This is a genomic window from Mesorhizobium sp. M1D.F.Ca.ET.043.01.1.1, from assembly GCF_003952385.1.
Classification (GTDB): Bacteria; Pseudomonadota; Alphaproteobacteria; order Rhizobiales; family Rhizobiaceae; genus Mesorhizobium.
This window is the reverse complement of the sequence record NZ_CP034444.1, coordinates 4,392,628-4,413,267: the sequence shown is the minus strand read 5'-3', so window position 1 is coordinate 4,413,267 and position 20,640 is coordinate 4,392,628. Positions and strand designations below refer to the sequence as shown.

Genomic DNA, 20,640 nt, shown 5'->3' with positions numbered 1-20,640 from the left:
AAAGACAAAGACCTAAAGCGGCCCGGCTGAATCCGTTTCAGCGCGACGCGCTTTAGGCCCGTAAGTGTGGCTCACCCTATGGTTCTTTCCAGCACATTCAGCCAGTTGCGATAGGCGATCTTCTCGATCAGCGCGCGGCCAAACCCACGCGCGGCCAGCGCATCGATGAGTTTCGGCAGGCCGGCGACGTCGCCGATGACGGCCGGGATCATGGCGCCGTCGAAGTCCGAACCCAGACCGACGCCGTCCTCGCCCAGCGCCTGCAAGAGCGAGTCGATGTGGCGCACCATGATGTCGAGGCCGGTGTCGGCATTCATCTTGCCGTCCTCGCGCAGGAAGCCGGTGGCGAAGTTCAGGCCCACCATGCCGCCCGTTTCGCGGATCGCGCCGAGCTGCCAGTCGGTCAGGTTGCGCGAGTGGCCGCAGATCGCATGCACATTGGAATGCGTCGCGACCAGCGGCGCGTCGCTCAACTCCGCCACGTCGCGAAAACCCTTCTCGTTGAGATGCGACAGGTCGATCATGATCCTGAGCTGGTTGCACGCCTTGACCAGCGCCTTGCCGGCGTCGGTGAGGCCGGGCCCGGTGTCCGGCGAGGACGGAAAGCGGAACGGCACGCCGTTGCCGAAGGCGTTCGGCCGGCTCCAGACGATGCCCAGCGAACGCAGGCCGGCGGCGTGCAGCACATCGAGCATGGCAAGCTCGGGATCGATCGCCTCGACGCCTTCGATATGGAACACCGCCGCGACCGAGCCCTTCGCCATCGCCTCGCGCACTTCGCCGGCGCTGCGGCAGATGGTGAGCGCGCCGGCACGCTCCAGCCTGAACAGGATCGAGGCCATGCCGATGGTCGACGTTACCGCTTCGGCGCGCGGCAGTTCCGGCGGCAGGGGTTCGTTGTCGCTCGGCGCCGGCGGCACGGCGCTGCGCTTGGTCTTTTCGATGGGCGGCGGGAAGATCGCGAACATGCCGCCGGCAAAGCCGCCTTTTCTCGCGCGCGGCAGGTCGATATGCCCGCCCGGCGTGCCCTCGATGAACAGCTTTTCGACATCCGCTTCCTTCGACTGGTAGAGCCTCAGCAGCGTGTCGTTATGTCCGTCGAAAACGGGGATCAGGTCGGTATCGGTCATCGGGGAAGCCATTCAAATCAGTGACAGGCGGGACGACAGGTTTCGTCCGAGCGAACTGTCAACTTAGGCAAGATGGCCGGGCCGCGCAAATGCCAAGGACTGGCTCTTTCCCTTCTCCCCTTGTGGGAGAAGGTGTCGCCGCAGGCGACGGATGAGGGGTGTTCCAGGGAATGCGACGTCTCACTCCGCTGGATCACCCCTCAACCGTCTCGGCGCTGCGCCCCGATCCACCTTCTCCCACAAGGGGAGAAGGGGGAACTTGCTACCGCTTCAGCACATCGGCCCATTCCGGATGGCGGCGGAACTGGGCGTTGGCGAAGGGGCAGAGCGGGATGATCTTCTTGCCGGCGGCGCGCGCGTCCTCGACCGCGCGGGTGACGAGGCGAAGCCCGGCGCCCTGGCCGCGGAACACATCCGGCACCTCGGTGTGATCGATGATGAGCTGGTGCTCGCCGACCTTGGTGAAGGTCATCTCGGCCTCGGCGCCGCCGGAACCGCGCAGCACGTAGCGCCCCTTCGAACCGCGGTCTTCCAGTTCGATCTCGGGCAGTTGGTCAGCCATTGTTCCTGTCTCCTTCGGCAGCGGACACGAGAGCGAAGAGCCGCCGCGCCGCTTCGATTTCATTCGGCCGCACCTCGTGCCCGCCGTCGTGCCATTCCACTGTGACATCCGCGCCGTCGGCCCGCAAATGGGCTTCCAGCCGCGTGGTCAGGTTCGGCGGGCAGATCGGATCGCGCCTGCCGGCCGTGATCAGGATGCGGCGGCCGCCAAGGCTGCCCTGCACGTCCGGCTCGAACGGGATCAGCGGATGCATGAGCGCCGTGGCATCGAACAAGGTCGGCTCCGCGAACACCAGCGAGGCCAGGATGTTGGCGCCGTTGGAATAGCCGAGCCCGAACACCGCCGAAGGCTTTGCCGCCTCGACATGCGCCTTGACGAAGCCCGCCATCTTGCCCGTCGCGCGTGCAAGGTCGTCCATGTCGTAGACGCCTTCGCCGGTGCGGCGGAAGAAGCGGGCGGCGCCATGTTCCGAGACATCGCCGCGCGGCGACACGATGGTCGCCGATGGCAGCAACTCGCGACCGAAGGACAGAAGCTGGTTCTCATCCGCACCGGTTCCGTGGAAGACGAAAAGCAGCGGGCTGCCCGGCGAACCGGGCAGCATTTTGTGGATGTAAGCGTCCTTGCTCATGGCCTCAGTCTTCCAGCTTCTGCAGATGCTCTTCGAGATAGGGCCTCAGATGCTGATGCTGCATCGGCAGCTTCAGCGCCTCGCCGAGATGCGCGGTGTCCTCGTCGCGGTCGAAGCCCGGCTCGTTGGTAGCGACCTCGAACAGCACGCCGCCCGGCGTACGGAAATAGATTGCCCAGAAATAGTCGCGATCGATCACCGGCGTGACGCCGTAACCTGTGTCGATCAGCGCCTTGCGCACCTCGAGCTGCCTGGCGCGATCCTCGACCGCGAAGGCGACGTGATGCACCGAGCCGGCGCCGAGATTGGCGAAGCCCGCGCCGGGCAGCGATTCGATGTCGACGACGTCGGCGCCGTTGCCGTTCTTGATCGCCAGCCGGCGGATGTTGCCGGACTTGTCGACTTCCTCATAGCCCATGAACTTCAAGAGCTCCTCGGTGGCGCCGCCGTCCTTCAGCCTCAGCGCAACCGAGTGGAAGCCGCGGATCGCTTCGTCGGCCGGAACTCCGCCCTTCACCCAGGGCGCTCTGCTGTCGGCCTTGTCCTCGACGAGTGCAAAGCTGTCGCCGTCGGGACCGGTGAAGGTAAGACGCTTCTCGCCGAAGCTTTCCGTACGGGCAACATTGCCCACGCCGTCGTCGGCGAAGCGCTTTTCCCAATAGCCGAGCGTGCCTTCCGGCACCGAGAAGACCGTGGTGCCGACCTCGCCGACCCCGTGCCGACCCTTGCCGATATCCGGGAACGGAAAATAGGTCATCACCGAGCCCGGGGTGCCGAATTCGTCGGCATAATAGAGGTGATAGACGTCCGGCGCGTCGAAATTGACGGTTTTCTTGACCCGGCGCAGGCCGAGCTTCTTGGTGAAGAATTCATTGTTGCGGCGCGCATCGCTCGCCATCGAGGTGACGTGATGCAGGCCCTTGATCTGGTTGAGCATGATGCTGCTCCTTCCTTGTCGTTGCTGCGGCCCTCGCCGCTGTCCACGCCAATATGAGGATAGCCCCGCCGTCGGCAAAGCAGGCAAACACAGAATGGACTGTCTCATAAAAGTGAACGGACCTATGGTTCATGTTCATAAATTGAGGAAGATGCCTTCCTTGCAATGAACGGGAATTTCGGCTCCATGAGCGGCGCGCCGTTTTGAGGAGAAGACCTTGGACAACCGAGTGAGCCGCCCGAACGTTCTTCTCATCACTTGCGATCAGTGGCGCGGCGATTGCCTTTCGGCCGCCGGCCATCCGGTGGTCAGGACGCCAAACACCGACGCGCTTGCCGCCGAAGGCGTGCTCTTCCGGCGCCACTATGGCGGAGCGGCGCCCTGCTCGCCGGCCCGCGCCTGCCTCTATACCGGCCTCTACCAGATGAACAACCGCGTGTGCCGCAACGGCTCGCCGCTCGATGCCCGCCACGGCAATATCGCGCTTTCGGCGCGCGCGGCGGGTTATGACCCGACGCTGTTCGGCTACACCGATGTGGCGCCTGACCCTCGCCGGCTCGCAGCCGGCGATCCGCGCCTGAGGAGCTATGAAGGCGTGCTGCCCGGCTTCAGCGTCCGGCAGTCCTTGCCCGAGCATCAGAAGCAATGGCTGTCCTGGCTGAGAATGCAGGGCATCGACGCCAGCGCCGGCAGCCCCGGCATCCATCGTCCGGCGGGCGAGCGAGGCAAGACCGGAGGCGATGTGAGCAACGCGCCGCCCGTCTACTCGAAGGACCAGACGCCGACCGCCTTCCTGGCCGGCGAATTCATTCGCTGGCTTGGCGAGCAGGGTACGCCCTGGTTCGCGCACATCTCCTTCATCAGCCCGCACCCGCCGTTCATCGTGCCCGAGCCCTACAACGCCATGTACGATCCGGCCGACGGTCCCGCTTTCCGGCGCGCGGCGACCTGGCAGGCCGAGGCCGAAAGCCATCCCTATCTCGCCTACGATCTGGGCCTGCAGAAGCGGACCAAGTTCGTCCCCGGCATCGAGGGCAAGGTGCCGGACTGGAGCGAGGAAAACTTCCGCCGCATCCGCGCGATCTATTACGGTATGATCTCCGAGCTCGACGCGCAGCTCGGCCGCATCTGGGAAGCGCTGAAGGCGGCCGGCAGCTGGGACGACACTGTGATCGTGCTCACCTCCGACCACGCCGAGATGATGGGCGACCATTTCATGCTCGGCAAAGGCGGCTTCTTCGACGCCAGCTACCACATTCCGCTGATCATCCGCGATCCCGGCCGCGGAACAACTGCCGGCGCATCGGTTGACCGCTTCACCGAAGCCGTCGACATCTTTCCGACTTTGCTCGACCTGATCGGCGCCGCACCGCAGCCACATCTCGACGGCAGATCGCTGGCGCCGTGGCTCGACGGCAAGCAGCCGACCGACTGGCGCGAGGCCGCGCATTGGGAATTCGATTTCCGCTCGATCGCCGACGGCGAAGCCGAGCGTCATTTCGTCGTCGGCTCGCGCGACTGCAACCTAGCTGTCCTGCGCACCGACGACTTCAAATATGTCCATTTCGGCGGCGCCCTGCCGCCACTGCTGTTCGATCTCACGAAGGATCCCGGCGAACTGAGAAACGTCGCGCATGACCCCGCTTATCTGCCTGTTCGTCTGGAATTTGCCGAAAAGCTGCTCGCCTGGCGCGCCAGGCATCTCGACCAGTCACTGGCGCTGGCGGAGCTGACGGAGAATGGGGTGGTCGGCCACCTGGCCAAGGCAGTAGGGCAGTAAGGCAATAGGGCAGTATGTCGAGACGGTGTCTCCTACTGCCCTACTGCCCTACTGCCCTACTCCCTTACTTCAGAATCATCCGCTGCTGGTCGCGCTTCTCGGCATAGGTGCCTTTGTCATAGGCCGCCTGCGCCTGCAGCTCTTCCTTGGTGAAGTTGGTGTAGAGATATTTCTTGCCGTCCTTGTCGGTCATGAATTTGAGCTTATCCATGCCGACCGCCACTTCCTTGGCGCCGATGCCGAGGAAGCCGCCAACGTCGACGATCACGGCGTCCGGCTTGTTGTCCTTCAGCACGACATCGCCGATTGTGCCGATCTTGGCGTCGTTGGCGCCATAGACGGTGGCGCCCTTCAGATCGTCGCCCCGGATATTGTCCATCGGCATTTCGGTCAGCGTCGATTTGTCGATCGAAGCTGTCTGCGTCGTGTCGGTGGCTGACGTGCCGGAATCCGCAGGCTTGGTCTCGGTGGTCGCCTGCGCAGTTTGGGCTGGCTTAGCCTCCTTGCCGGCCGTGGTGTCGGACGACGCCACAGCGGGCGTTGTGGTAGGTGGCGTCTCGTTCGACGCAGCAGTGCTTGTCGAGGCCGGCGCCGGATCGTAAGCCTTGCGGTTGAAGTCCGGTTGCGCCTGCAGCTGCTCCTTGGTGGTCTCGGCCACCAGCCAGCGGTCGCCGTTCTTTTCCGCCCATTTTGCCTTGGCGAAGTCATAGGTGACGCTCTTTTCACCGATGCCTAGAAAGCCGCCGACGCCGATGACGAGCGACTCGGCCTTGCCATCCTTGGCAAGCACGATGTCGTTCACATCGCCGATCTTTTGGGCGTCATCGGCGGTGCCATTGTAGACAGACTCGCCCATGATGTTGGTGGCGAGATTGCCGTCCGCCTTCTTCACCGGTTCAGCCGGCTGGGCGGGCGCCTGCGCCGTTCCAGTGGTTGCAGGCTGGGTAGCATCTGCCGATTGCGCCGGGGCCGGATCGTATGGCTTGCGGTCGAACGCAGGCTGGGCATTCAGCTCGTCCTTAGTCGTCTTGGCCACCAGCCAACGGTCACCGTTCTTCTCGGCCCACTCGAGCTTGCTATAGTCAAAGGCAACGTCCTTCGTGCCGACGCCAAGAAAACCGCCGACGCCGATGATTGCGGACTTGGCCTTGCCGCTTGCGTCGAAGACGACATCGTCGACCTTGCCGATATCCTGGGCGTCTTTGCCGGTGCCGTTATAGACGGATTCGCCGATGATGTTGGTCATCAGGGCGCCATCCGCGCGGATCACTGGCGCGGGGTTTTCGGCGGCAGGCGGCTGTGCCGGCGTTGCCGTCTGGGCGAAGGCCCCGGTTGCAACCAGCGTTGCAAGCGCGGTCGTCGCAAAAAGGGTGCGGATCATGATAGTTCCTCCTCGTGCCTGGTTGGTGCACGCCGCACTGCGGGCCTTTGGCTACGCCGGCCCGATGCGGCACTGTTCCACGATTTCACAACGTCGTGAGCGGAGGCTTGTTCCAAAACAGCGGCTGGCACTGGCCTGCCGGGTTTCCTGGCCGGCAAGGAACCTTTCGTCGGCGGTTTTCGTTTCAGCCTGCGGCTGAGGGGTCATTCAGCCAAGGGATTGCAAGGAACGGAGCGGGGCATGCGTTTTGCGGCGGTGCTGAACCAGGACGGCGGCACGCTGCGCACGATCGACATCTCAGCCTTTGCCGATCGTCTGCGCCAGACGCTGGAAGCGGCAGGCCATTCGGTTGAGGTCGACATCGTTGCCGGCCGCGAAGTCGCCACGGCATTGGAAACGGCCATAGCGAAGCGGAACATCGACGTCGTGATCGCTGGAGGCGGTGACGGCACGATTTCGACGGCGGCGTCCCTTCTCATGAACAAGAAAAAGGCCCTGGCCATATTGCCGGCGGGCACGATGAATCTCTTTGCGCGCGGGCTCGGCATCCCGCAGACGCTGGATGCGGCGCTGAAATCCTTCGCCGGGGGCGAGGTGATGGCCGTCGACATGGCAAGCGCCAACGGCCAGCCATTCGTGCATCAGTTTTCGATCGGCATGCATGCCAGGATGGTGCAGCTTCGGGCGAATATGGATTTCGGTTCGCGGCTGGGAAAGATGCGGGCTTCCGTTCGCGCGGCATGGGCAACGATCAAGAACCCGCGTACCCTCAAGGTCACCTTGAGCATCGGCAACGCCGAGATCGTCACCCGCACGACCGGCATCGGCATCAGCAACAATCTGTTCGGCGAAGGCCATCTGCCTTACGCGGACAATCCGGCGGGTGGCGTGCTGGGCATCTATGTCAGCGTCGCGCGTAGACGTCACCACCTGGCGAAGCTGCTCCTCGACATGCTGCGCGGCCGATGGCGCGACAGCGAGCATGTCGAGATCCATCAGGCCGACAAGGCCGTTCTCAGGATCCATTCACCGACGAGGAAATTCAGCGCGGTCATGGATGGAGAGCTGGTCAGGCTGGAACGCGAGACGGTGATCGAAATTCATCCCCGCGCCCTGAACGTGCTGGTTCCGGCAAGCAATACGCAGGCCAAGGCGGCATGATGATGCGATCAGCCGCCTTGCGGGGATTTCTGCCCGGCAGCCGGCGCCTCAGGCACGCTCTGGTCGCTCGTCGGGCTCTTGATCACCTCGCCATAGATCTCGACGGCCGCCCAGGCGATAAAGGCCAGCAAAAGCCCGGCGACGAGGATTCTCAGCGCATGCCAGCCCCAGTGCCCCTGGCGGGCTTTGTCTTCAGGAACGATCTTGGTCATTATTGGCCTCCATGTTGCGTGGCGGCGGGCGCGGCATGGTCGGGTAACGGGTCCTTTCAGCGAAGGTTCCGAAACCGCGGGCGAGGTTCGGCAGCGATCGGGCCGCCGCTTGTAGCGGGGCGTGGCGCATGGGGGATTGGTGGGTAGCAAGGCAGCCAGCTTGCCGGCCGATGTCAGCCGCTTCGTCGAGGATGCGGGCCGGCTTGCCGTGCTCCGCGGCCTCAGGGCCGTGGACACGGCCGGCGATCCCGACTTTGACCGCATCGGCGGTCTCGCCGCCGCGATACTCGAAACGCCGGTCGCGCTGGTGACGCTGGTCGACACTGATCGCCAGTGGTTCAAGTCGCGGCTGGGCTTCGACGAGAGGCAGGCGCCGACCGCCATCTCGTTCTGCGCCCATGCCATTGCCGCCGGCGACGATCCCATGGTGGTCACCGACGCCACGCTCGATCCGCGCTTTGCCGGCAATCCGCTGGTCACCGGCAGAGAGCATATCCGTTTCTACGCCGGCGCGCCGGTGATCGTTGCCGGCGTCAGGGTCGGCACGCTTTGCGTGCTCGACCGGAAGCCGAGGGCGTTTCCGGCCGACGAGAAGATCGCGCAGTTGAAGACGCTGGCCGAGCTTGCCGCCAGCCTCTTCGTGCTCAAGGACGCCACGCGCAACGGCGCCATCGCACAGGCGGAGCTGGCACGCGAGGAGAAGCGCCGCGCGATCGCGCTCGACGCCGCCTCGCTGGCGAGCTGGGCCTGGGACATCCGCACCGACATGATCGACTGCGGCGCGCTTTTGGCGGAGCTTTTCAACCTGCCGCCGTCCAACCGGCTCAAGGCAAAGGACATCCTGCGCGCCATCGATCCCCGCGACGTCTATCAGACCGAGACACGCTTCCGCGACGCGCTGAGCGGCAGCGACGACTATTTTGGCGAATATCGCGTCAAGGGGCTTCATCCGGTCCGCTGGATCGCGACGCGCGGACGCGTCGTCGAGCGCGACAGCGACGGCAGGCCGACGCTTATCTTCGGCGTCAACTACGACATCACCGAGCGCAAGCTCGGCGACGAGCGCCAGCGCCTGTTGCTTCGCGAGCTGAACCATCGCGTCAAGAACACGCTGGCGACGGTCCAGGCCCTGGCGACGCAGACCGTGCGCCATGCCCACCAGCCGAGCGAGTTTCTCGAAGCCTTCAGCGCCAGGCTGCAAGCGCTTGGCGCCGCCCACGGTTTGCTCTCGGACCGCGAATGGCGCGGCATCGGGATCGCCGAGCTGGCAAGGATCGAGGCAAAGGCCTTCGACGCCGGCGGCCGGTCCCGCATAAGGATCTCCGGCCCCGATCTCCTGCTCTCGCCGGATCAGGCCGTTGGGCTGGGCTTGATCCTGCATGAGCTCGCCAGCAACGCGCTGAGATACGGATCGCTCTCGGTTCCGTCCGGAAAAGTCGATCTGGAATGGAAAACACAGGGTCGAAAGGGCGCGAGACGGCTGGTGCTGACCTGGCGCGAGACCTGCGGCCCCAAGGTCGAGCCGCCCGATCGCCACGGCTTCGGCTCCATCCTGATCCGGCGCAGCCTGGCCAAGGTCATCGACAGCGAGGTAACCCACGAATATCGTCCCGGCGGCGTCTTTGCCGAGATAGCGATGCCGCTCGAGCCGCTGTTGAAGTGACGAAAGCTGAAGCGGTCCAGCGTTCCTGCCTGACGCTGAGCCGCTTAAGATCCATTGCCGGAATCCGGATCGCCGGGCCCGGGCTTCACATTCTCACGGTAGATGGCGTAGGCGGCGAGCGCGATCGCGGGCGCGAGAAGCGCGCCCAGGCCACCCCTGCTCTTGGCCAGCGCCGGAAGAAGCGCGAGCGCCGCGGTAATGCCGATAGCCGTCATGTCGGCCTTTCGCCTTCGCGCGCGTCGCCGCGCCCGCATGCCGGCGGTCAGCTTGTGGATCACCAGAATGAGCGCCGCGAACACCAGGAACCCTACGCCAAAGCCCAGGGAAGTCGCCAGCGCGCCGTAGCGCGCGGCAAACCAGATGTAGGCGGCGCCGACCAGGAAGCCGACGCCGCACAGGACGAAAATGCCGGCAAGCCCGTAGAGGATTGCCGTCACGCGCGCTCTTTGCAAAACGGCCGTGGCCTCGCCGGAAGCAAGGGCCGAGATCAGCGAAGCCAGCGTCCCCATATGCGGGCTAGCGGCGCGAGAGCAGCGCGAACAGGAAGCCCACTCCCGCGGCGATCGCCAGCGATGTCACCGGCTTTTCGCGGACGCTGGCTATCAACTGCGCTTCCAGGTCCTGGGCGCTTCCGCGCACGCTTTCGAACGCTGCCTCGCCTTGCGCGCGCAACTGCTCGACGCCCTCGGTGGCCGCTCGCCGCGCCGCGCCGTAGCCGTCGTCCCTGGTCTTGGCCAATTGCCTGGTGAGCTCTTCGATGTCGGCCTTCAACTGCCGGATGTCGGCTTCGAGGTCGGTGTTGGAGGGAGCATCCGTTGCGGATCTGCCTGAGGCGGTCGCCATTGCTTAACTCCTTAAGTTCGCTTCGCTTCCAACGCCCGGTTGAGACCAGGGTTCCGTTCCTAGCAGTCCGGATCCTTCAGATCAGCGGCCTGCGCTCCTCACCCAGGCCTTCCCAACCGGCGAGGTCCTTCAACCCTTCTTGGTCGATGATCTCGCAACCGCCGTCGCGCCACGCAATCAGCTTGCGGTCGATCAGCTTGCGGATCGTCTTGTTGGTGTGCACCAGCGAAAGGCCGAGCGTATCGGCGATATGCTGTTGCGTGATCGGGATCTGCATCGGCTTCTTGCTTTCCAGGCTTGCGCCCCGGGCGCGGCTGGAGATGAAGGCGACGAGATAGGCCGTGCGCTCCAGCGCCGAGCGCCGGCCGATGCTCAGCAGGTTTTCATCGAGCATGCGTTCCTCGCGCGATGCCATCCAGGTGATGTCATAGGCCAGGCCCGGGTAGTTGCGGTAGAGCTCGTGCAACTGGTCGCGCTCGAAGACACACAGCAGCATCGGCGACAAGGCCTCGACGGAATGCTGCATCTCGCCCATCAGGCTGCCCTGCAGGCCGATGAGATCGCCCGGCATGGAATAGTTGAGGATTTGCCGCCGCCCGTCGGGCAGCAGCTTGTAGCGGAATGCCCAGCCCGAGAGCACGGTGTAGAGATGAGCGCTGTGGCTGCCTTCGACCAGCACCGTCGCGCCCTTGTCGACCGCGAGCTCTCCCTTCTTGAAGCCGCTGATGAATGACAGCTCCTGGCTTTCGAACTCGCGAAAAGCCGGCAGCGGCCGCAGCGGACATTTCTCGCAAGGGTATTGGCGGCTGGAAACGGAAGGTGCGCTCTGGCCGGACATTTCGACCCCTCTTCGAAATCCCTCCCCCGATCGGGCGAATGGAAACGCTCCACGCGCACCGAGGTTCCGCCGTTCACGGCAATGCATCACCCGGTCATGTCTTTTTTAAATGACAGAGACCCAAATACCGCGCATGACTGCGGGCCTTATAGGAGTCGCCGACACGTGCCCTCATTGCTGGACGGATTGCGCATCCTGGTTGTAGAGGATGAATTCCTGATCGCCATGGATGTCGAACAGCTGTGCCGGGACCATGGTGCCGCCGATGTCGCCATCGCCCGCGGATTGACCGAGATCGACGAGCAGGACCTGCCGTCCCGCTTCGACGCGGCCGTCGTCGACCTGATGCTGGACGGCGTTTCGACCCTCGATTTTGCCGGGCGACTGCGCAACACGGGCGTTCCGTTCGTCTTTGCCACCGGCTATTCGGACTCGGACGACCTCAGGGACTCTTTTCCCGAGATACGGCTGATCGGCAAGCCCTTTTCGGGCGAAGACCTTGTCACGGCCCTGGCTGCCGCCTGCGGGCGCGCGGCGGCCGCCTGAACGGGTTGATTCGCCACAAGGAACGATACTCGATGCGGCGCGACGTCAGGCCGCGTTCGAACCGGTCACCTGCGCCGAGATCGCATCGGGGCCGTATTCGTCCTCGCCGGAAATCTTGAGGATATCCTGCAGCCGGGCGCGCGCCCGGCTGACCCGGCTCTTGATGGTGCCGACCGCGCAGCCGCAGATCTCGGCCGCCTCTTCGTAGGAAAAGCCGGACGCGCCGATCAGGATGATGGCTTCGCGCTGATCCTCCGGCAGCTGCTCCAGCGCGCCGCGAAAATCCTTGAGGTCGAGCTGGCCATGCTGCGCAGGGTGGACGGCAAGCCTGGCGGTCATGATGCCGTCGCTGTCCTGCACCTCGCGGCCGCGCTTGCGCATCTGCGAATAGAATTCGTTGCGCAGGATGGTGAACAGCCAGGCTTTGAGGTTGGTGCCCGGCTGGAAGCTCTCATGCTTGTCCCACGCCTTGACCAGCGTTTCCTGGACAAGGTCGTCCGCCTTGTCCGCATTCTGCGTCAGCGATACCGCAAAGGCGCGCAGGCTCGGGATCGCGCCGAGCAGCTCGGTCTTGAAGCTCTGGGAGACCGCCGCCATGCCTCAGTCCTTTTTCTCGGCGGGTTCGGCCTTTTCCAGCTGGCTGAGCAACTGAGCGAATCGATCCGGCACCTGATCGGAAACCAGATCGTCGTAATATTGTTTGAGCTTGCGGGCAATTTCGGAGTTCGGTCCGAGCGGATTGCCACCCCCATTCCGGTGCCTGCCCATGGCGCCAGTCGTTGAATTCTTTGACATTTCTTTCATATTTGCCCTAATTCCCAGCACCCGAAACCGCTTTAGAACCACAGACCACAACGCAAGCGGCACCTTTGTCTGGTTGCCCATCCCGAAATCCCCAAACGTCCGCTTCCTAATTTAGTTCCACGCCCGGCGGAACTTTTTCAGAAAGCCGACGTTGGTTTGCCGGGGTTTGCGACCCGTTTGGCCTAATGGAAATGCAACAGCGTCATCTGAGGGAGACGTCGAATATGAGTCTATCCGCAACCATCGCTCCTCACCTGCCGTTCCTTCGCCGTTTCTCGCGCGCCGTGTCGGGATCCCAGGAAAGCGGTGACGCGTTGGTCGCCGCGTTGCTGGAAGCCATTATCGCCGACACCGACGTCTTCCCCAAGGCATCGAGCGATCGCATCGCGCTGTACAAGGTCTTCGCCAGGCTCTTCACCTCGATTGCCATCCGCGTGCCGCAGGAGCATGCGCAGACCGCCTGGGAGCAGCGGGCGGCCGCCAATCTGAACGCGATCGCGCCGCGGCCGCGGCAGGCCTTCCTGCTGGTCGCCGTGGAAGGTTTCAGCGAGGACGAGGCGGCGGAAATCCTCGACGCCGACGAACAGGAATTCTCCGAATTGCTTGCCCAGGCAAGCAGCGAGATCTCCCGCCAGGTCGCGACCGACGTGCTGATCATCGAGGACGAGCCGCTGATCGCCATGGACATCGAGGAGATGGTCGAAAGCCTCGGCCATCGCGTTGTCGGCACCGCGCGCACGCATGCCGAGGCGGTGGCGATTTTCGGCAAGACGCGTCCGAAAATGGTCCTGGCCGACATCCAGCTCGCCGACGGCAGCTCGGGCATCGAGGCGGTGAACGAGATCCTGTCCTCGACACCGGTGCCGGTGATCTTCATTACCGCTTTCCCCGAACGCCTGTTGACGGGCGAGCGCCCCGAGCCGGCGTTTCTGGTGACCAAGCCCTTCAATCCCGAGATGGTCAAGGCCTTGATCAGCCAGGCGCTTTTCTTCGACCGCCAGGCAAAAGCCGCAGCCTGACCTCATCCGTGCCGACGACCGATATCTCATGCGAGGGTCCCGCCTCGCATGAGGCTGGCGGTGCCTGATCGGCAACTGCTTCCAGGGGTCGTCTTTTTCCGCAAATGGTGGAACAAACGCTATCCAACCACGTTTTTCAGGTCATCAGAAGGAGATGTATCATGCTGTACTGGGCGCTCGTTTTTCTTGTGGTCGCGATTATCGCCGGCGCGCTTGGGTTCGGCGGCGTTGCCGGCACATCGGCTGGCATCGCGCAGATCTTGTTCTTCATCTTCCTTGCCTTCCTGGTGATTTCGCTTATCGCCGGCCTGTTCAGACGGGTCTGACGCGAGAACGCCGAACACTGGAAGCCGCACCCCTCAAACGGTTTCCAGCTACCGCCGGGCGGTGTCTCCAAAGGGCATCGTCCGGCGGACCGCTTTTGGGGCTACGCGCAGCCTCGGCGTGTCAAAACCGGGGGCGGTAACCCGACTTAGCCGTTCAAGCCTGGATGCGGGAAGTATCGGATGCGTTCCAAGGCCTCGGAGAGACGCAGCGATGAAGTGATCGCGATGCATCCGGCGGAAAGCGGGATGCAGCTCGGGCGAGCGCTGCTCCATGCGCTGCACAATGCTGGAATTTCGGTCCTCTACCAGGATCGTGAAATGAAAACCGTCTGGGCCCGCAACATGCGCGCGCCGTGGGCATCCGAGACGGCCGACGGCAAGGATTTGCTCTCCCCCGCACAGGCCGAGCGCATAGGCGCGGCCAAACGCAAGGTGGTTGAAACCGGCAACGCCGATCGCCTCGAGCTCGGCATTCCCGACAATGACGGCGTGCGCTGGTTCCATATCTGGATCGATGCCGATCGCAGCGACACCGGCGAAGTCCAGGGCGTCGTCACCACCATGGTCGAGACGACGGAGCAGAAACGCCGCGAGCAGACGCTGAAGACGCTGCTGCGGGAGGTCAGCCATCGCTCGAAGAACCTTCTGGCCATCATCCAGAGCATAGCCACCCAGACCGGGCGCTACTCCGAGACGCTTGGCGACTTCCTGACGCGCTTTCGCGGACGCCTCCAGTCGCTCGCATCGTCTCAGGATCTGGTGACATCCTCCAACTGGCGGGGAGCTGCGCTTCGGGAGCTCGTATCCGGCCAGGTCGGCCGCTATAGCGCCGATCCAGGTCGCAGCTTGCGTTTCGATGGCGAGAACCCCTACCTCAATCCGAACGCCGCCCTGCATATCGGGCTTGCCATGCATGAGCTGGCTGTGAATTCGGTAAGTTACGGCGCCCTGTCGCGGCCCGACGGCCGGATCAAGATAAGCGCCAGGATCGCCGCCGGCAGCGAGACCTCGCCCGGTCTTTTGCTGATATGGGCGGAAAAGACCGGCGCCGGCCGGCGCGACGAAAAACGCTTTGGCAGCGTCGCTCTCGAACGCGTTGTGCCGACGTCGCTGAATGGCTCGGCCACCCTCGATATCAACGAGGATCGTCTCGAATACCGCCTCACGATCCCGGGCGGCAATTTCGAGATAGAGTGAACCGCCGCGTCGCCATTCGCCGGCGAGCCTTAACCGGCTGTTCACCATAAAGTCCGATTCTGTTCCCGGCTGGAAGCAACGCCAGGAAAAGCGTTCGACGGATTTTCGTCTGGAGTTGTGCAGAAACAGACACCTGGAGCGGGTCGGCGGTCCCATCGAACGCTGAACCGGGCGGGTGCGCCGGAACCCAACCGCGCCCAATCACATGATTTGGCACACGATTGGGCACGCGATCCGGGAGGACTGAATGATGGTTGCCGACATGAACAGGCTGGAGCAGGCCGCCCGCGTCTCGATGAGCGGCTTCCAGGATGCCGAGGCGCCGCCCTTGCCGCGTTCCGCCCATCTGTCGCTCCGCCTCGGCGCCGTTGCGCTCCTTGCCGCGCTGGTGCTGGCGGCGGCTTGGCGGCTGACCTGATCCGATGGGTTTCCCGCTCGGCAACCGCATAGCCACTGGAACAATTCCGGGCCACTGGAGCAATTCCGGGCCACTGGAGCAATTCCGGGAAAGTGCATAGCGGTTTCCGTCTGGAAATGCGCAAGAACAGATGCCTGAAACGGATCGGCGATTCTGCGAAAAGCCGAGCCGCTTAAGGGCTCGCAGTATCGTGGCCGGGAAGGGTAGCTGGCCAGGAACTTTTGAGCGGCGAGAATCGTTCTTGGCGGCGGGAGGATCACCCGTGGAACACATCGCCGCTTTGCTCCTCGTCATCGGCTGCTCGGACACCATGACCGATTGCCGCGAGCTGCCGGTGCCGCTCAGCGTTTTCGAGACCTTCGAGGGTTGCATCGCCGAACGGCCCTTTGCGCTGGGCGACCTGCGGGGCCGGACGCCGCACATCATGGGCGAGTGCCTTGCCGTCGATCCGGCGCTCGAGGACGACTACGATCAGCTCCTCTGGACCGTGCGTCCCGACGGCACGCTCGTCGCGTCGCTGGAGGTCTCCGGCACGGTTGTCGCGTCGAACGGCGCGCGCCCCGAAAAAGACTATCTTCAGCAACAGTAAGATCAGGCAGGCAAACCCCGTTTTTTCGTGCTAAATGGCGGCTGGTACTGCCAAAAGTGAGGACAAAAGTGAGGAGCAATTTATGCGGAAGATGATCATTGCCATGGTTGCCGTGGTCGCTGTCAGCGGCTGCACCACGACCGAGCAGGATGTGGTCGGCGGCGGCCTGATCGGCGCCGGTGTGGGCGGCCTGGTCGGCGGCGGCAAGGGCGCGCTGATCGGCGCGGCCGTCGGCGCCGGGTCCGGCCTCTTGGTCCGCAACCTGCGCAATGGCTATTGCCAGTATCGCGATCACCGCGGCCGGATCTACACCGCTCGCTGCAATTGATCAGCAATTCCAGGTTCGGAATTGCGTAAAATGCCAATCTGGGGGCCGGCTCGCCGGCCTCCATTTCTTGTATTTGAACGAGCGGTTGCCCGCTGAAAGGCTCGCTCACTCCGCCAGCGGAAGCCTTATCTCCACTTTCAGTCCGTCGGCCTGAAAATCGCGCTTGATCGTGCCGTGCAGCTCGCGCGTGACATTGAGATCGATCAGCTTGGTGCCGAAGCCGGTCTTGGCCGGTGCTTCCAGCTTTTCCTGCCCCGTCTCGCGCCAGTTGAGCACCAGCGTCCGCTCGCGTCCGCGCCGTTCCACCATCCAGTCGACTTTCAGCGCCCAGTCTCCCTTGAGAACATTGGCCGTGCTGCCGGCTTCGCCATATTTCAGCGCATTGGTGGCAAGCTCGTGGAAGGTCAGGCCGAGCGCCTGTGTCGTCGTCTCGTCGAGCAGCACCTCTGGCCCCGACAATATGCCTTCGGGAAGCTCCTTGCCGAACACCTGGCCGAGTTCGATGCGCAGGAGATCGCCGAGATCCGCTTTCTGCCAGCGCGAGCGTGTCAGCATGTCCTGCGACGCGGCCATCGCCTGCAGCCGCGCCGAAAATGATGCGGAGAACTCCTTCACGTCGGTGGCCTGGGAAGCAGTCTGCCGCGCGATCGCCAGTACCCTTGTGATCGAATTCTTGATGCGGTGCTTCATCTCCTGCAGGATCAGCTCCTTTTCCAGCAGGCTCTTCTCCGTCGCCTCATGCAGCAGCGACTTCGCCTCATAGGCGCGTTCCTGATAGCGGGCCACCAGGGCGATCGCCCCGGCCAGCAGCAGGCCGAACAGCCCGAGCATCACCGGAATGGCGCGCGAGGAAGGCAACGAAAAAGCGCTCGTCGGCCGAAACAGGACAGTCCAGGGCCGGCCGGCCACGACGATATCCCGGCGCGCCACAAGCCTTCCGCCAAGCGATTCGGCCGGCGGCGCCTCCGAGCGGAACAGGAGATTGTCGCCTCCCGGCTTGCCGTCATAAATCTCGACATTGACCGGCAGCAGCGGAGCCTTGCTGAGCGCCACCTGGAACAAATCGCGCGCGCGGAAGGCGGCGTAGAGGAGGCCCGCGGTCGAGGAACGGCTGGCATTGATGACGTCCGGAGCCGTTTCCACGTTCAGCCGCACGAAGACCAGGAAACCGGGGAAGGTTTGCTCCTGCCCTTGTCCCTGGCCAAGTTGAACGAGTCCGCTCGCATGCTGCCGGTCGTCGGCCATGGCCTTCTCGATCGCCGCCCGCCGCATCGGCTCGCTGAACATGTCGAAGCCGATGATCGACTGGTTGGACGTGTCGAGTGGCTCGAAAAGCACGATCGGCGTTCGCCACGGCTGTTGCGTGGTGGCCGGATAGATCGGGTGCGCCGAACCGTGATCGTGCAGGATGTCGCGCTCGACCGCCGCCTCGTCGCCGGTCTTTGCCAGCCGCAGGAAGCCGATGCCGCGCAGGCCGGCGAAATTGTCGTCGATGTCGAGCGCGGTGAAGAAGGCGTTGAATTCGCCGCGCGTGATGTCGCCGTTGCGGGCATCGAACAGCGCCTGCGTCGAGCGCAGCAGCGACAGATGCAGGTCGATGCGGCTCTCGATGCGGTTGAGCGCGTCGTCGGCCGTTCCCTCGAACTTGATGCGCGCCGCCTCCTGGGTCGCGAAATAGGCAAACCCCGCCATCGTCAGGCTGATCAGCGCGACGGCAATGAAAGCGACGATCGGAAAGAGCTTTTTCAACGCAGGGTGCGGCCCATGGATGGTTGACCACCTTTATGAGCAAGTCTCCGCGCCAACACAATGGCGAGGCCAAACCATCGCGGCGGCTGGCACATCAATCATTCGTAAATTAGCCGGCTAACTTAATGCGTTTACATGTCGCGCAAAAAGTGCGCAGCGCTCTTGCGAAAACGAGATGCAGAAGAACAAGGACTGAAGCGCGTTGCGCTGAATCAGTTCAGCGCAACGCGCTTCAGGCCGCGATTTTCAGCGCTCCGGGACCCGGGATGGCGCCCGGCGGGCACTTGCCCAAAATGATCATACCAAGCACCTCGTCCTGGGTCACGTCGCCGGTGCGCGCCGTGCCGACGACCTGGCCGTTCTTCATCACGCAGACACGATCGGCCAGCTCGAACACGTCATGGATGTCGTGGCTGATCAGGAAGATGCCTATGCCGTCGGCCTTGAGCTGGCGCACCAGTTCGCCCACCTGGGCCGTCTCCTGCGGGCCGAGCGCCGCCGTCGGCTCGTCCATGATCAGGATGCGCGCATTGAACAGGATCGCGCGGGCGATCGCCACCGATTGCCGCTGGCCGCCGGAGAGCTTGATCACCGGCTCCTTGAAGCGCTGGAAGCGCGGATTGAGCCGGCCCATCACCTTGCGCGCCTCGGCCTCCATGGCGACGTCGTCGAGCGTGCCCCAGGCGGTCATCAGCTCGCGGCCGAGGAAAAGATTGGCGGCGGCGTCGACATTGTCGGCAAGCGCCAGCGTCTGGTAGATCGTCTCGATGCCGTATTTCTTGGCGTCGCGCGGATTGGAGATCGAGGCCTCCTCGCCGTTGACGAAGATCTGGCCGGCGTCGCGCTTGTAGGCGCCGGACAGGATCTTGATCAGCGTCGACTTGCCGGCGCCGTTGTGGCCGAGCAGCGCCACCACCTCGCCCGGAAAGAGATCGATCGAGGCATCGTCGACGGCGCGGATGCCGCCGAAGGCGATCGAGATGTTGCGCATGTCGATCAGCGGCGTGCCGATGGGAGCTGTCTTTTCCATGGTCGCGTCTCCTCCCTGAAGTTCTTGCTCAGACTCGCTTGCGGTAGACGGTGTCGAGCCAGACGGCGACGACCAGAACCGCGCCGACGACTATGCTTTGCAGCGGCGAGTCGATGCCGAGCAGCACCATGCCTGACTGCAGCGACTGCATCAGCAGCGCGCCGAGCATGGCCCCCAACACGGTTCCCGAACCGCCGGCGAGCGACGTGCCGCCGATGACGGCGGCGGCGATGACCAGGAGCTCGTCCAGCGTGCCCAGCGCGTTGGTGGCGGCGTTGAGGCGCGCCGACGAGATGGCGGCGCTGATCGAGGCCAGCACGCCCATGATCATGAACACCTTCATCGTCACCCAGCGCGTGTTGATGCCGGCGAGCGAGGCCGCCTCCGGATTGCCGCCGATGGCGAAGACATAGCGGCCGAAGCGGGTTCGCCTGGTGATGAAGGTCATGACAATGCCGACCGCGACCGCCATCAGCACCGGTATGGCGATGCCGTGGGCGATGAACAGACCGCCTTCGGGAATGGTGACGCCGTTCTGCTGGGCGTACTGGCGCACGATGCCGACCGGCCACGGATAGGAATTGGCGACTGAGACCGCGCCGAGGATGGCGGCGCAGGCGACGACGCCGAGGAAGACTTCCGCCCACACCGGACGCAGCGGGAAATTGAACCGCTTGCGCTGCGAGCGGCCGTTGAGCAGCGCGAAGGCGACCGCCGCGCAGGCGACGACGCCGACGACCCAGCTCGCCGTGGCGCCGATCGAGCCGCGCGGTCCGCCGCCCATCAACTGGAAGGTGGCGTCGAGCGGCGCGACCGTGCGGCCGCTGGTGATCATCCAGGCCAATCCGCGCCAGACCAGCAGGCCGCCCAGCGTGACGATGAAGGCCGGCACCTCCATATAGGCGATGATGAAGCCCTGGAACGCGCCGATCGCCAGGCCAAGCACCACGCCGGCGGCGAGCGCGATGATCCACAGCCAGGGATTTCCGAGATCGAGACCGATGACCCGGATCAGGAATTCGGCCTGCGCCACGCCCATGATCATGCCGACCACGCCTTCGACGGAGCCAACGGAAAGATCGATATTGCGCATGACGATGACCAGCACCATCCCGGTCGCCATGATGGCTACCGAGGACGTCTGCACCGACAGGTTCCACAGGTTGCGCGGCGTCAGGAAAAGCCCGCCCGACAGGACGTGGATGCCGATCCAGATGACCAGCAGCGCGCCGACCATGCCGAGCATGCGCGTGTCGAGTTCGGTTGCCTTGAGGAAGCGGCCGGCGGCGCTGAGTTCGGCTGCGCGTGCCCGGTCCGCGGCGACCGTACTTGAGGTCGTATCGGTCATGATTTCCTCCCACCGGTTTGCCGTCTGGCGCGGTTGCCGGACCACGATTTTATTTGCTTTCCCGGCCCAATTGAAGCGGGAAGCCCTTTGACGAACGCCGCGGCTTTGGGGCCGCGGCGCTATCTTTCGAACCGCTGTCGGCCTGGCT

At 64.1% G+C, this 20,640-nt stretch carries 24 protein-coding genes; 10 read left to right on the top strand and 14 right to left on the bottom strand.

All coding sequences use genetic code 11. The features are described from left to right. Positions 1-71: 71 nt before the first annotated feature. The 4 genes from EJ067_RS21440 to EJ067_RS21425 form a co-directional block, all read right to left on the bottom strand. Positions 72-1,130 carry a dipeptidase gene (locus EJ067_RS21440; protein ID WP_126087246.1) on the bottom strand — a complete coding sequence of 353 codons (1,059 nt, stop codon included), beginning with the start codon at positions 1,128-1,130 and terminating at the stop codon, positions 72-74. A 262-nt stretch (positions 1,131-1,392) separates the two neighbouring features. Continuing rightward, positions 1,393-1,692, bottom strand: a complete 300-nt coding sequence (locus EJ067_RS21435) for a GNAT family N-acetyltransferase (RefSeq protein WP_126087245.1) — start codon at positions 1,690-1,692, stop codon at positions 1,393-1,395. Beyond that, positions 1,685-2,323, bottom strand: coding sequence for an alpha/beta hydrolase (locus EJ067_RS21430; protein ID WP_126087244.1), 639 nt, complete (start codon positions 2,321-2,323; stop codon positions 1,685-1,687). Before EJ067_RS21430 ends, EJ067_RS21435 begins: the two co-directional genes overlap by 8 nt. A gap of 4 nt (positions 2,324-2,327) precedes the next feature. Then, complete coding sequence (locus EJ067_RS21425) at positions 2,328-3,260, bottom strand: VOC family protein (RefSeq protein ID WP_126087243.1); 933 nt, start codon at positions 3,258-3,260, stop codon at positions 2,328-2,330. A 229-nt stretch (positions 3,261-3,489) separates the two neighbouring features. On the opposite strand from EJ067_RS21425, the gene EJ067_RS21420 reads away from it, so the two are divergent. Next, positions 3,490-5,040 carry an alkaline phosphatase family protein gene (locus tag EJ067_RS21420; protein ID WP_245467996.1) on the top strand — a complete coding sequence of 517 codons (1,551 nt, stop codon included), beginning with the start codon at positions 3,490-3,492 and terminating at the stop codon, positions 5,038-5,040. Positions 5,041-5,104: 64 nt separating this feature from the next. Here EJ067_RS21420 and EJ067_RS21415 read toward each other — a convergent pair whose 3' ends face one another. Further along, a complete protein-coding gene (locus EJ067_RS21415; RefSeq protein ID WP_126087242.1) occupies positions 5,105-6,421 on the bottom strand; it encodes a PRC-barrel domain-containing protein in 1,317 nt (438 codons plus the stop codon). A gap of 240 nt (positions 6,422-6,661) precedes the next feature. On the opposite strand from EJ067_RS21415, the gene EJ067_RS21410 reads away from it, so the two are divergent. Further along, on the top strand, positions 6,662-7,582 hold the full coding sequence (locus EJ067_RS21410; RefSeq protein WP_126087241.1) for a diacylglycerol kinase family protein: 921 nt from the start codon (positions 6,662-6,664) through the stop codon (positions 7,580-7,582). Positions 7,583-7,590: 8 nt separating this feature from the next. Here EJ067_RS21410 and EJ067_RS21405 read toward each other — a convergent pair whose 3' ends face one another. Further along, a complete protein-coding gene (locus EJ067_RS21405; protein WP_126087240.1) occupies positions 7,591-7,794 on the bottom strand; it encodes a hypothetical protein in 204 nt (67 codons plus the stop codon). Between the two features lie 139 nt (positions 7,795-7,933). On the opposite strand from EJ067_RS21405, the gene EJ067_RS21400 reads away from it, so the two are divergent. Further along, positions 7,934-9,457 (top strand): HWE histidine kinase domain-containing protein, encoded by a 1,524-nt coding sequence (locus EJ067_RS21400; protein ID WP_126087239.1) that lies wholly within the window; start codon positions 7,934-7,936, stop codon positions 9,455-9,457. A gap of 44 nt (positions 9,458-9,501) precedes the next feature. On the opposite strand, the gene EJ067_RS21395 is transcribed toward EJ067_RS21400, so the two are convergent. The 3 genes from EJ067_RS21395 to EJ067_RS21385 all read right to left on the bottom strand — a co-directional run bounded on the left by EJ067_RS21395 (position 9,502) and on the right by EJ067_RS21385 (position 11,138). Beyond that, the gene (locus EJ067_RS21395; RefSeq protein WP_126087238.1) at positions 9,502-9,966 is read right to left on the bottom strand and encodes a phage holin family protein; all 465 of its coding nucleotides are present in this window, start codon (positions 9,964-9,966) and stop codon (positions 9,502-9,504) included. 7 nt (positions 9,967-9,973) lie between these two features. Next, on the bottom strand, positions 9,974-10,300 hold the full coding sequence (locus tag EJ067_RS21390; protein ID WP_126087237.1) for a DUF883 family protein: 327 nt from the start codon (positions 10,298-10,300) through the stop codon (positions 9,974-9,976). A 76-nt stretch (positions 10,301-10,376) separates the two neighbouring features. After that, positions 10,377-11,138 (bottom strand): Crp/Fnr family transcriptional regulator, encoded by a 762-nt coding sequence (locus tag EJ067_RS21385; RefSeq protein ID WP_126087236.1) that lies wholly within the window; start codon positions 11,136-11,138, stop codon positions 10,377-10,379. A gap of 165 nt (positions 11,139-11,303) precedes the next feature. Between EJ067_RS21385 and EJ067_RS21380 the strand changes: the two genes are divergently transcribed. Beyond that, entirely contained in the window at positions 11,304-11,684 is a 381-nt protein-coding gene (locus EJ067_RS21380) for a response regulator (protein ID WP_245467995.1), read from the top strand. 45 nt (positions 11,685-11,729) lie between these two features. Here EJ067_RS21380 and EJ067_RS21375 read toward each other — a convergent pair whose 3' ends face one another. Further along, positions 11,730-12,281 carry an RNA polymerase sigma factor gene (locus tag EJ067_RS21375; RefSeq protein WP_040973662.1) on the bottom strand — a complete coding sequence of 184 codons (552 nt, stop codon included), beginning with the start codon at positions 12,279-12,281 and terminating at the stop codon, positions 11,730-11,732. A 3-nt stretch (positions 12,282-12,284) separates the two neighbouring features. Next, a complete protein-coding gene (locus EJ067_RS21370; protein ID WP_126089684.1) occupies positions 12,285-12,488 on the bottom strand; it encodes a NepR family anti-sigma factor in 204 nt (67 codons plus the stop codon). Positions 12,489-12,712: 224 nt separating this feature from the next. Between EJ067_RS21370 and EJ067_RS21365 the strand changes: the two genes are divergently transcribed. The 6 genes from EJ067_RS21365 to EJ067_RS21345 all read left to right on the top strand — a co-directional run bounded on the left by EJ067_RS21365 (position 12,713) and on the right by EJ067_RS21345 (position 16,365). Continuing rightward, on the top strand, positions 12,713-13,507 hold the full coding sequence (locus EJ067_RS21365; RefSeq protein ID WP_126087235.1) for a response regulator: 795 nt from the start codon (positions 12,713-12,715) through the stop codon (positions 13,505-13,507). 161 nt (positions 13,508-13,668) lie between these two features. After that, positions 13,669-13,833 (top strand): DUF1328 domain-containing protein, encoded by a 165-nt coding sequence (locus tag EJ067_RS21360; protein WP_126087234.1) that lies wholly within the window; start codon positions 13,669-13,671, stop codon positions 13,831-13,833. Positions 13,834-14,013: 180 nt separating this feature from the next. Further along, entirely contained in the window at positions 14,014-15,030 is a 1,017-nt protein-coding gene (locus EJ067_RS21355; RefSeq protein WP_126087233.1) for a sensor histidine kinase, read from the top strand. Positions 15,031-15,277: 247 nt separating this feature from the next. Further along, entirely contained in the window at positions 15,278-15,448 is a 171-nt protein-coding gene (locus EJ067_RS34690; protein ID WP_168247409.1) for a hypothetical protein, read from the top strand. Positions 15,449-15,710: 262 nt separating this feature from the next. Continuing rightward, positions 15,711-16,037, top strand: a complete 327-nt coding sequence (locus EJ067_RS21350; RefSeq protein ID WP_126087232.1) for a hypothetical protein — start codon at positions 15,711-15,713, stop codon at positions 16,035-16,037. 82 nt (positions 16,038-16,119) lie between these two features. Next, positions 16,120-16,365 (top strand): YMGG-like glycine zipper-containing protein, encoded by a 246-nt coding sequence (locus EJ067_RS21345; protein ID WP_027166589.1) that lies wholly within the window; start codon positions 16,120-16,122, stop codon positions 16,363-16,365. Positions 16,366-16,470: 105 nt separating this feature from the next. Here EJ067_RS21345 and EJ067_RS21340 read toward each other — a convergent pair whose 3' ends face one another. From EJ067_RS21340 to EJ067_RS21330, 3 genes are all read right to left on the bottom strand, one after another. Then, a complete protein-coding gene (locus EJ067_RS21340; protein ID WP_126087231.1) occupies positions 16,471-18,114 on the bottom strand; it encodes a CHASE domain-containing protein in 1,644 nt (547 codons plus the stop codon). A 232-nt stretch (positions 18,115-18,346) separates the two neighbouring features. Continuing rightward, a complete protein-coding gene (locus EJ067_RS21335; RefSeq protein WP_126087230.1) occupies positions 18,347-19,144 on the bottom strand; it encodes an ATP-binding cassette domain-containing protein in 798 nt (265 codons plus the stop codon). A 28-nt stretch (positions 19,145-19,172) separates the two neighbouring features. Continuing rightward, positions 19,173-20,492, bottom strand: coding sequence for a sugar ABC transporter permease (locus tag EJ067_RS21330; RefSeq protein ID WP_126087229.1), 1,320 nt, complete (start codon positions 20,490-20,492; stop codon positions 19,173-19,175). Between the last annotated feature and the right edge of the window lie 148 nt (positions 20,493-20,640).

What these genes read in the sequence shown, in the direction of transcription:
- EJ067_RS21335 (WP_126087230.1), bottom strand. Translation starts at nt 19,144, where the DNA reads ATGGAAAAGACAGCTCCCATCGGCACGCCGCTGATCGACATGCGCAAC.
- EJ067_RS21415 (WP_126087242.1), bottom strand. Translation starts at nt 6,421, where the DNA reads ATGATCCGCACCCTTTTTGCGACGACCGCGCTTGCAACGCTGGTTGCA.
- EJ067_RS21360 (WP_126087234.1), top strand. Translation starts at nt 13,669, where the DNA reads ATGCTGTACTGGGCGCTCGTTTTTCTTGTGGTCGCGATTATCGCCGGC.
- EJ067_RS21425 (WP_126087243.1), bottom strand. Translation starts at nt 3,260, where the DNA reads ATGCTCAACCAGATCAAGGGCCTGCATCACGTCACCTCGATGGCGAGC.
- EJ067_RS21390 (WP_126087237.1), bottom strand. Translation starts at nt 10,300, where the DNA reads ATGGCGACCGCCTCAGGCAGATCCGCAACGGATGCTCCCTCCAACACC.
- EJ067_RS21395 (WP_126087238.1), bottom strand. Translation starts at nt 9,966, where the DNA reads ATGGGGACGCTGGCTTCGCTGATCTCGGCCCTTGCTTCCGGCGAGGCC.
- EJ067_RS21375 (WP_040973662.1), bottom strand. Translation starts at nt 12,281, where the DNA reads ATGGCGGCGGTCTCCCAGAGCTTCAAGACCGAGCTGCTCGGCGCGATC.
- EJ067_RS21405 (WP_126087240.1), bottom strand. Translation starts at nt 7,794, where the DNA reads ATGACCAAGATCGTTCCTGAAGACAAAGCCCGCCAGGGGCACTGGGGC.
- EJ067_RS21410 (WP_126087241.1), top strand. Translation starts at nt 6,662, where the DNA reads ATGCGTTTTGCGGCGGTGCTGAACCAGGACGGCGGCACGCTGCGCACG.
- EJ067_RS21440 (WP_126087246.1), bottom strand. Translation starts at nt 1,130, where the DNA reads ATGACCGATACCGACCTGATCCCCGTTTTCGACGGACATAACGACACG.
- EJ067_RS21330 (WP_126087229.1), bottom strand. Translation starts at nt 20,492, where the DNA reads ATGACCGATACGACCTCAAGTACGGTCGCCGCGGACCGGGCACGCGCA.
- EJ067_RS34690 (WP_168247409.1), top strand. Translation starts at nt 15,278, where the DNA reads ATGATGGTTGCCGACATGAACAGGCTGGAGCAGGCCGCCCGCGTCTCG.
- EJ067_RS21345 (WP_027166589.1), top strand. Translation starts at nt 16,120, where the DNA reads ATGCGGAAGATGATCATTGCCATGGTTGCCGTGGTCGCTGTCAGCGGC.
- EJ067_RS21355 (WP_126087233.1), top strand. Translation starts at nt 14,014, where the DNA reads ATGCGTTCCAAGGCCTCGGAGAGACGCAGCGATGAAGTGATCGCGATG.
- EJ067_RS21430 (WP_126087244.1), bottom strand. Translation starts at nt 2,323, where the DNA reads ATGAGCAAGGACGCTTACATCCACAAAATGCTGCCCGGTTCGCCGGGC.
- EJ067_RS21435 (WP_126087245.1), bottom strand. Translation starts at nt 1,692, where the DNA reads ATGGCTGACCAACTGCCCGAGATCGAACTGGAAGACCGCGGTTCGAAG.
- EJ067_RS21365 (WP_126087235.1), top strand. Translation starts at nt 12,713, where the DNA reads ATGAGTCTATCCGCAACCATCGCTCCTCACCTGCCGTTCCTTCGCCGT.
- EJ067_RS21385 (WP_126087236.1), bottom strand. Translation starts at nt 11,138, where the DNA reads ATGTCCGGCCAGAGCGCACCTTCCGTTTCCAGCCGCCAATACCCTTGC.
- EJ067_RS21370 (WP_126089684.1), bottom strand. Translation starts at nt 12,488, where the DNA reads ATGAAAGAAATGTCAAAGAATTCAACGACTGGCGCCATGGGCAGGCAC.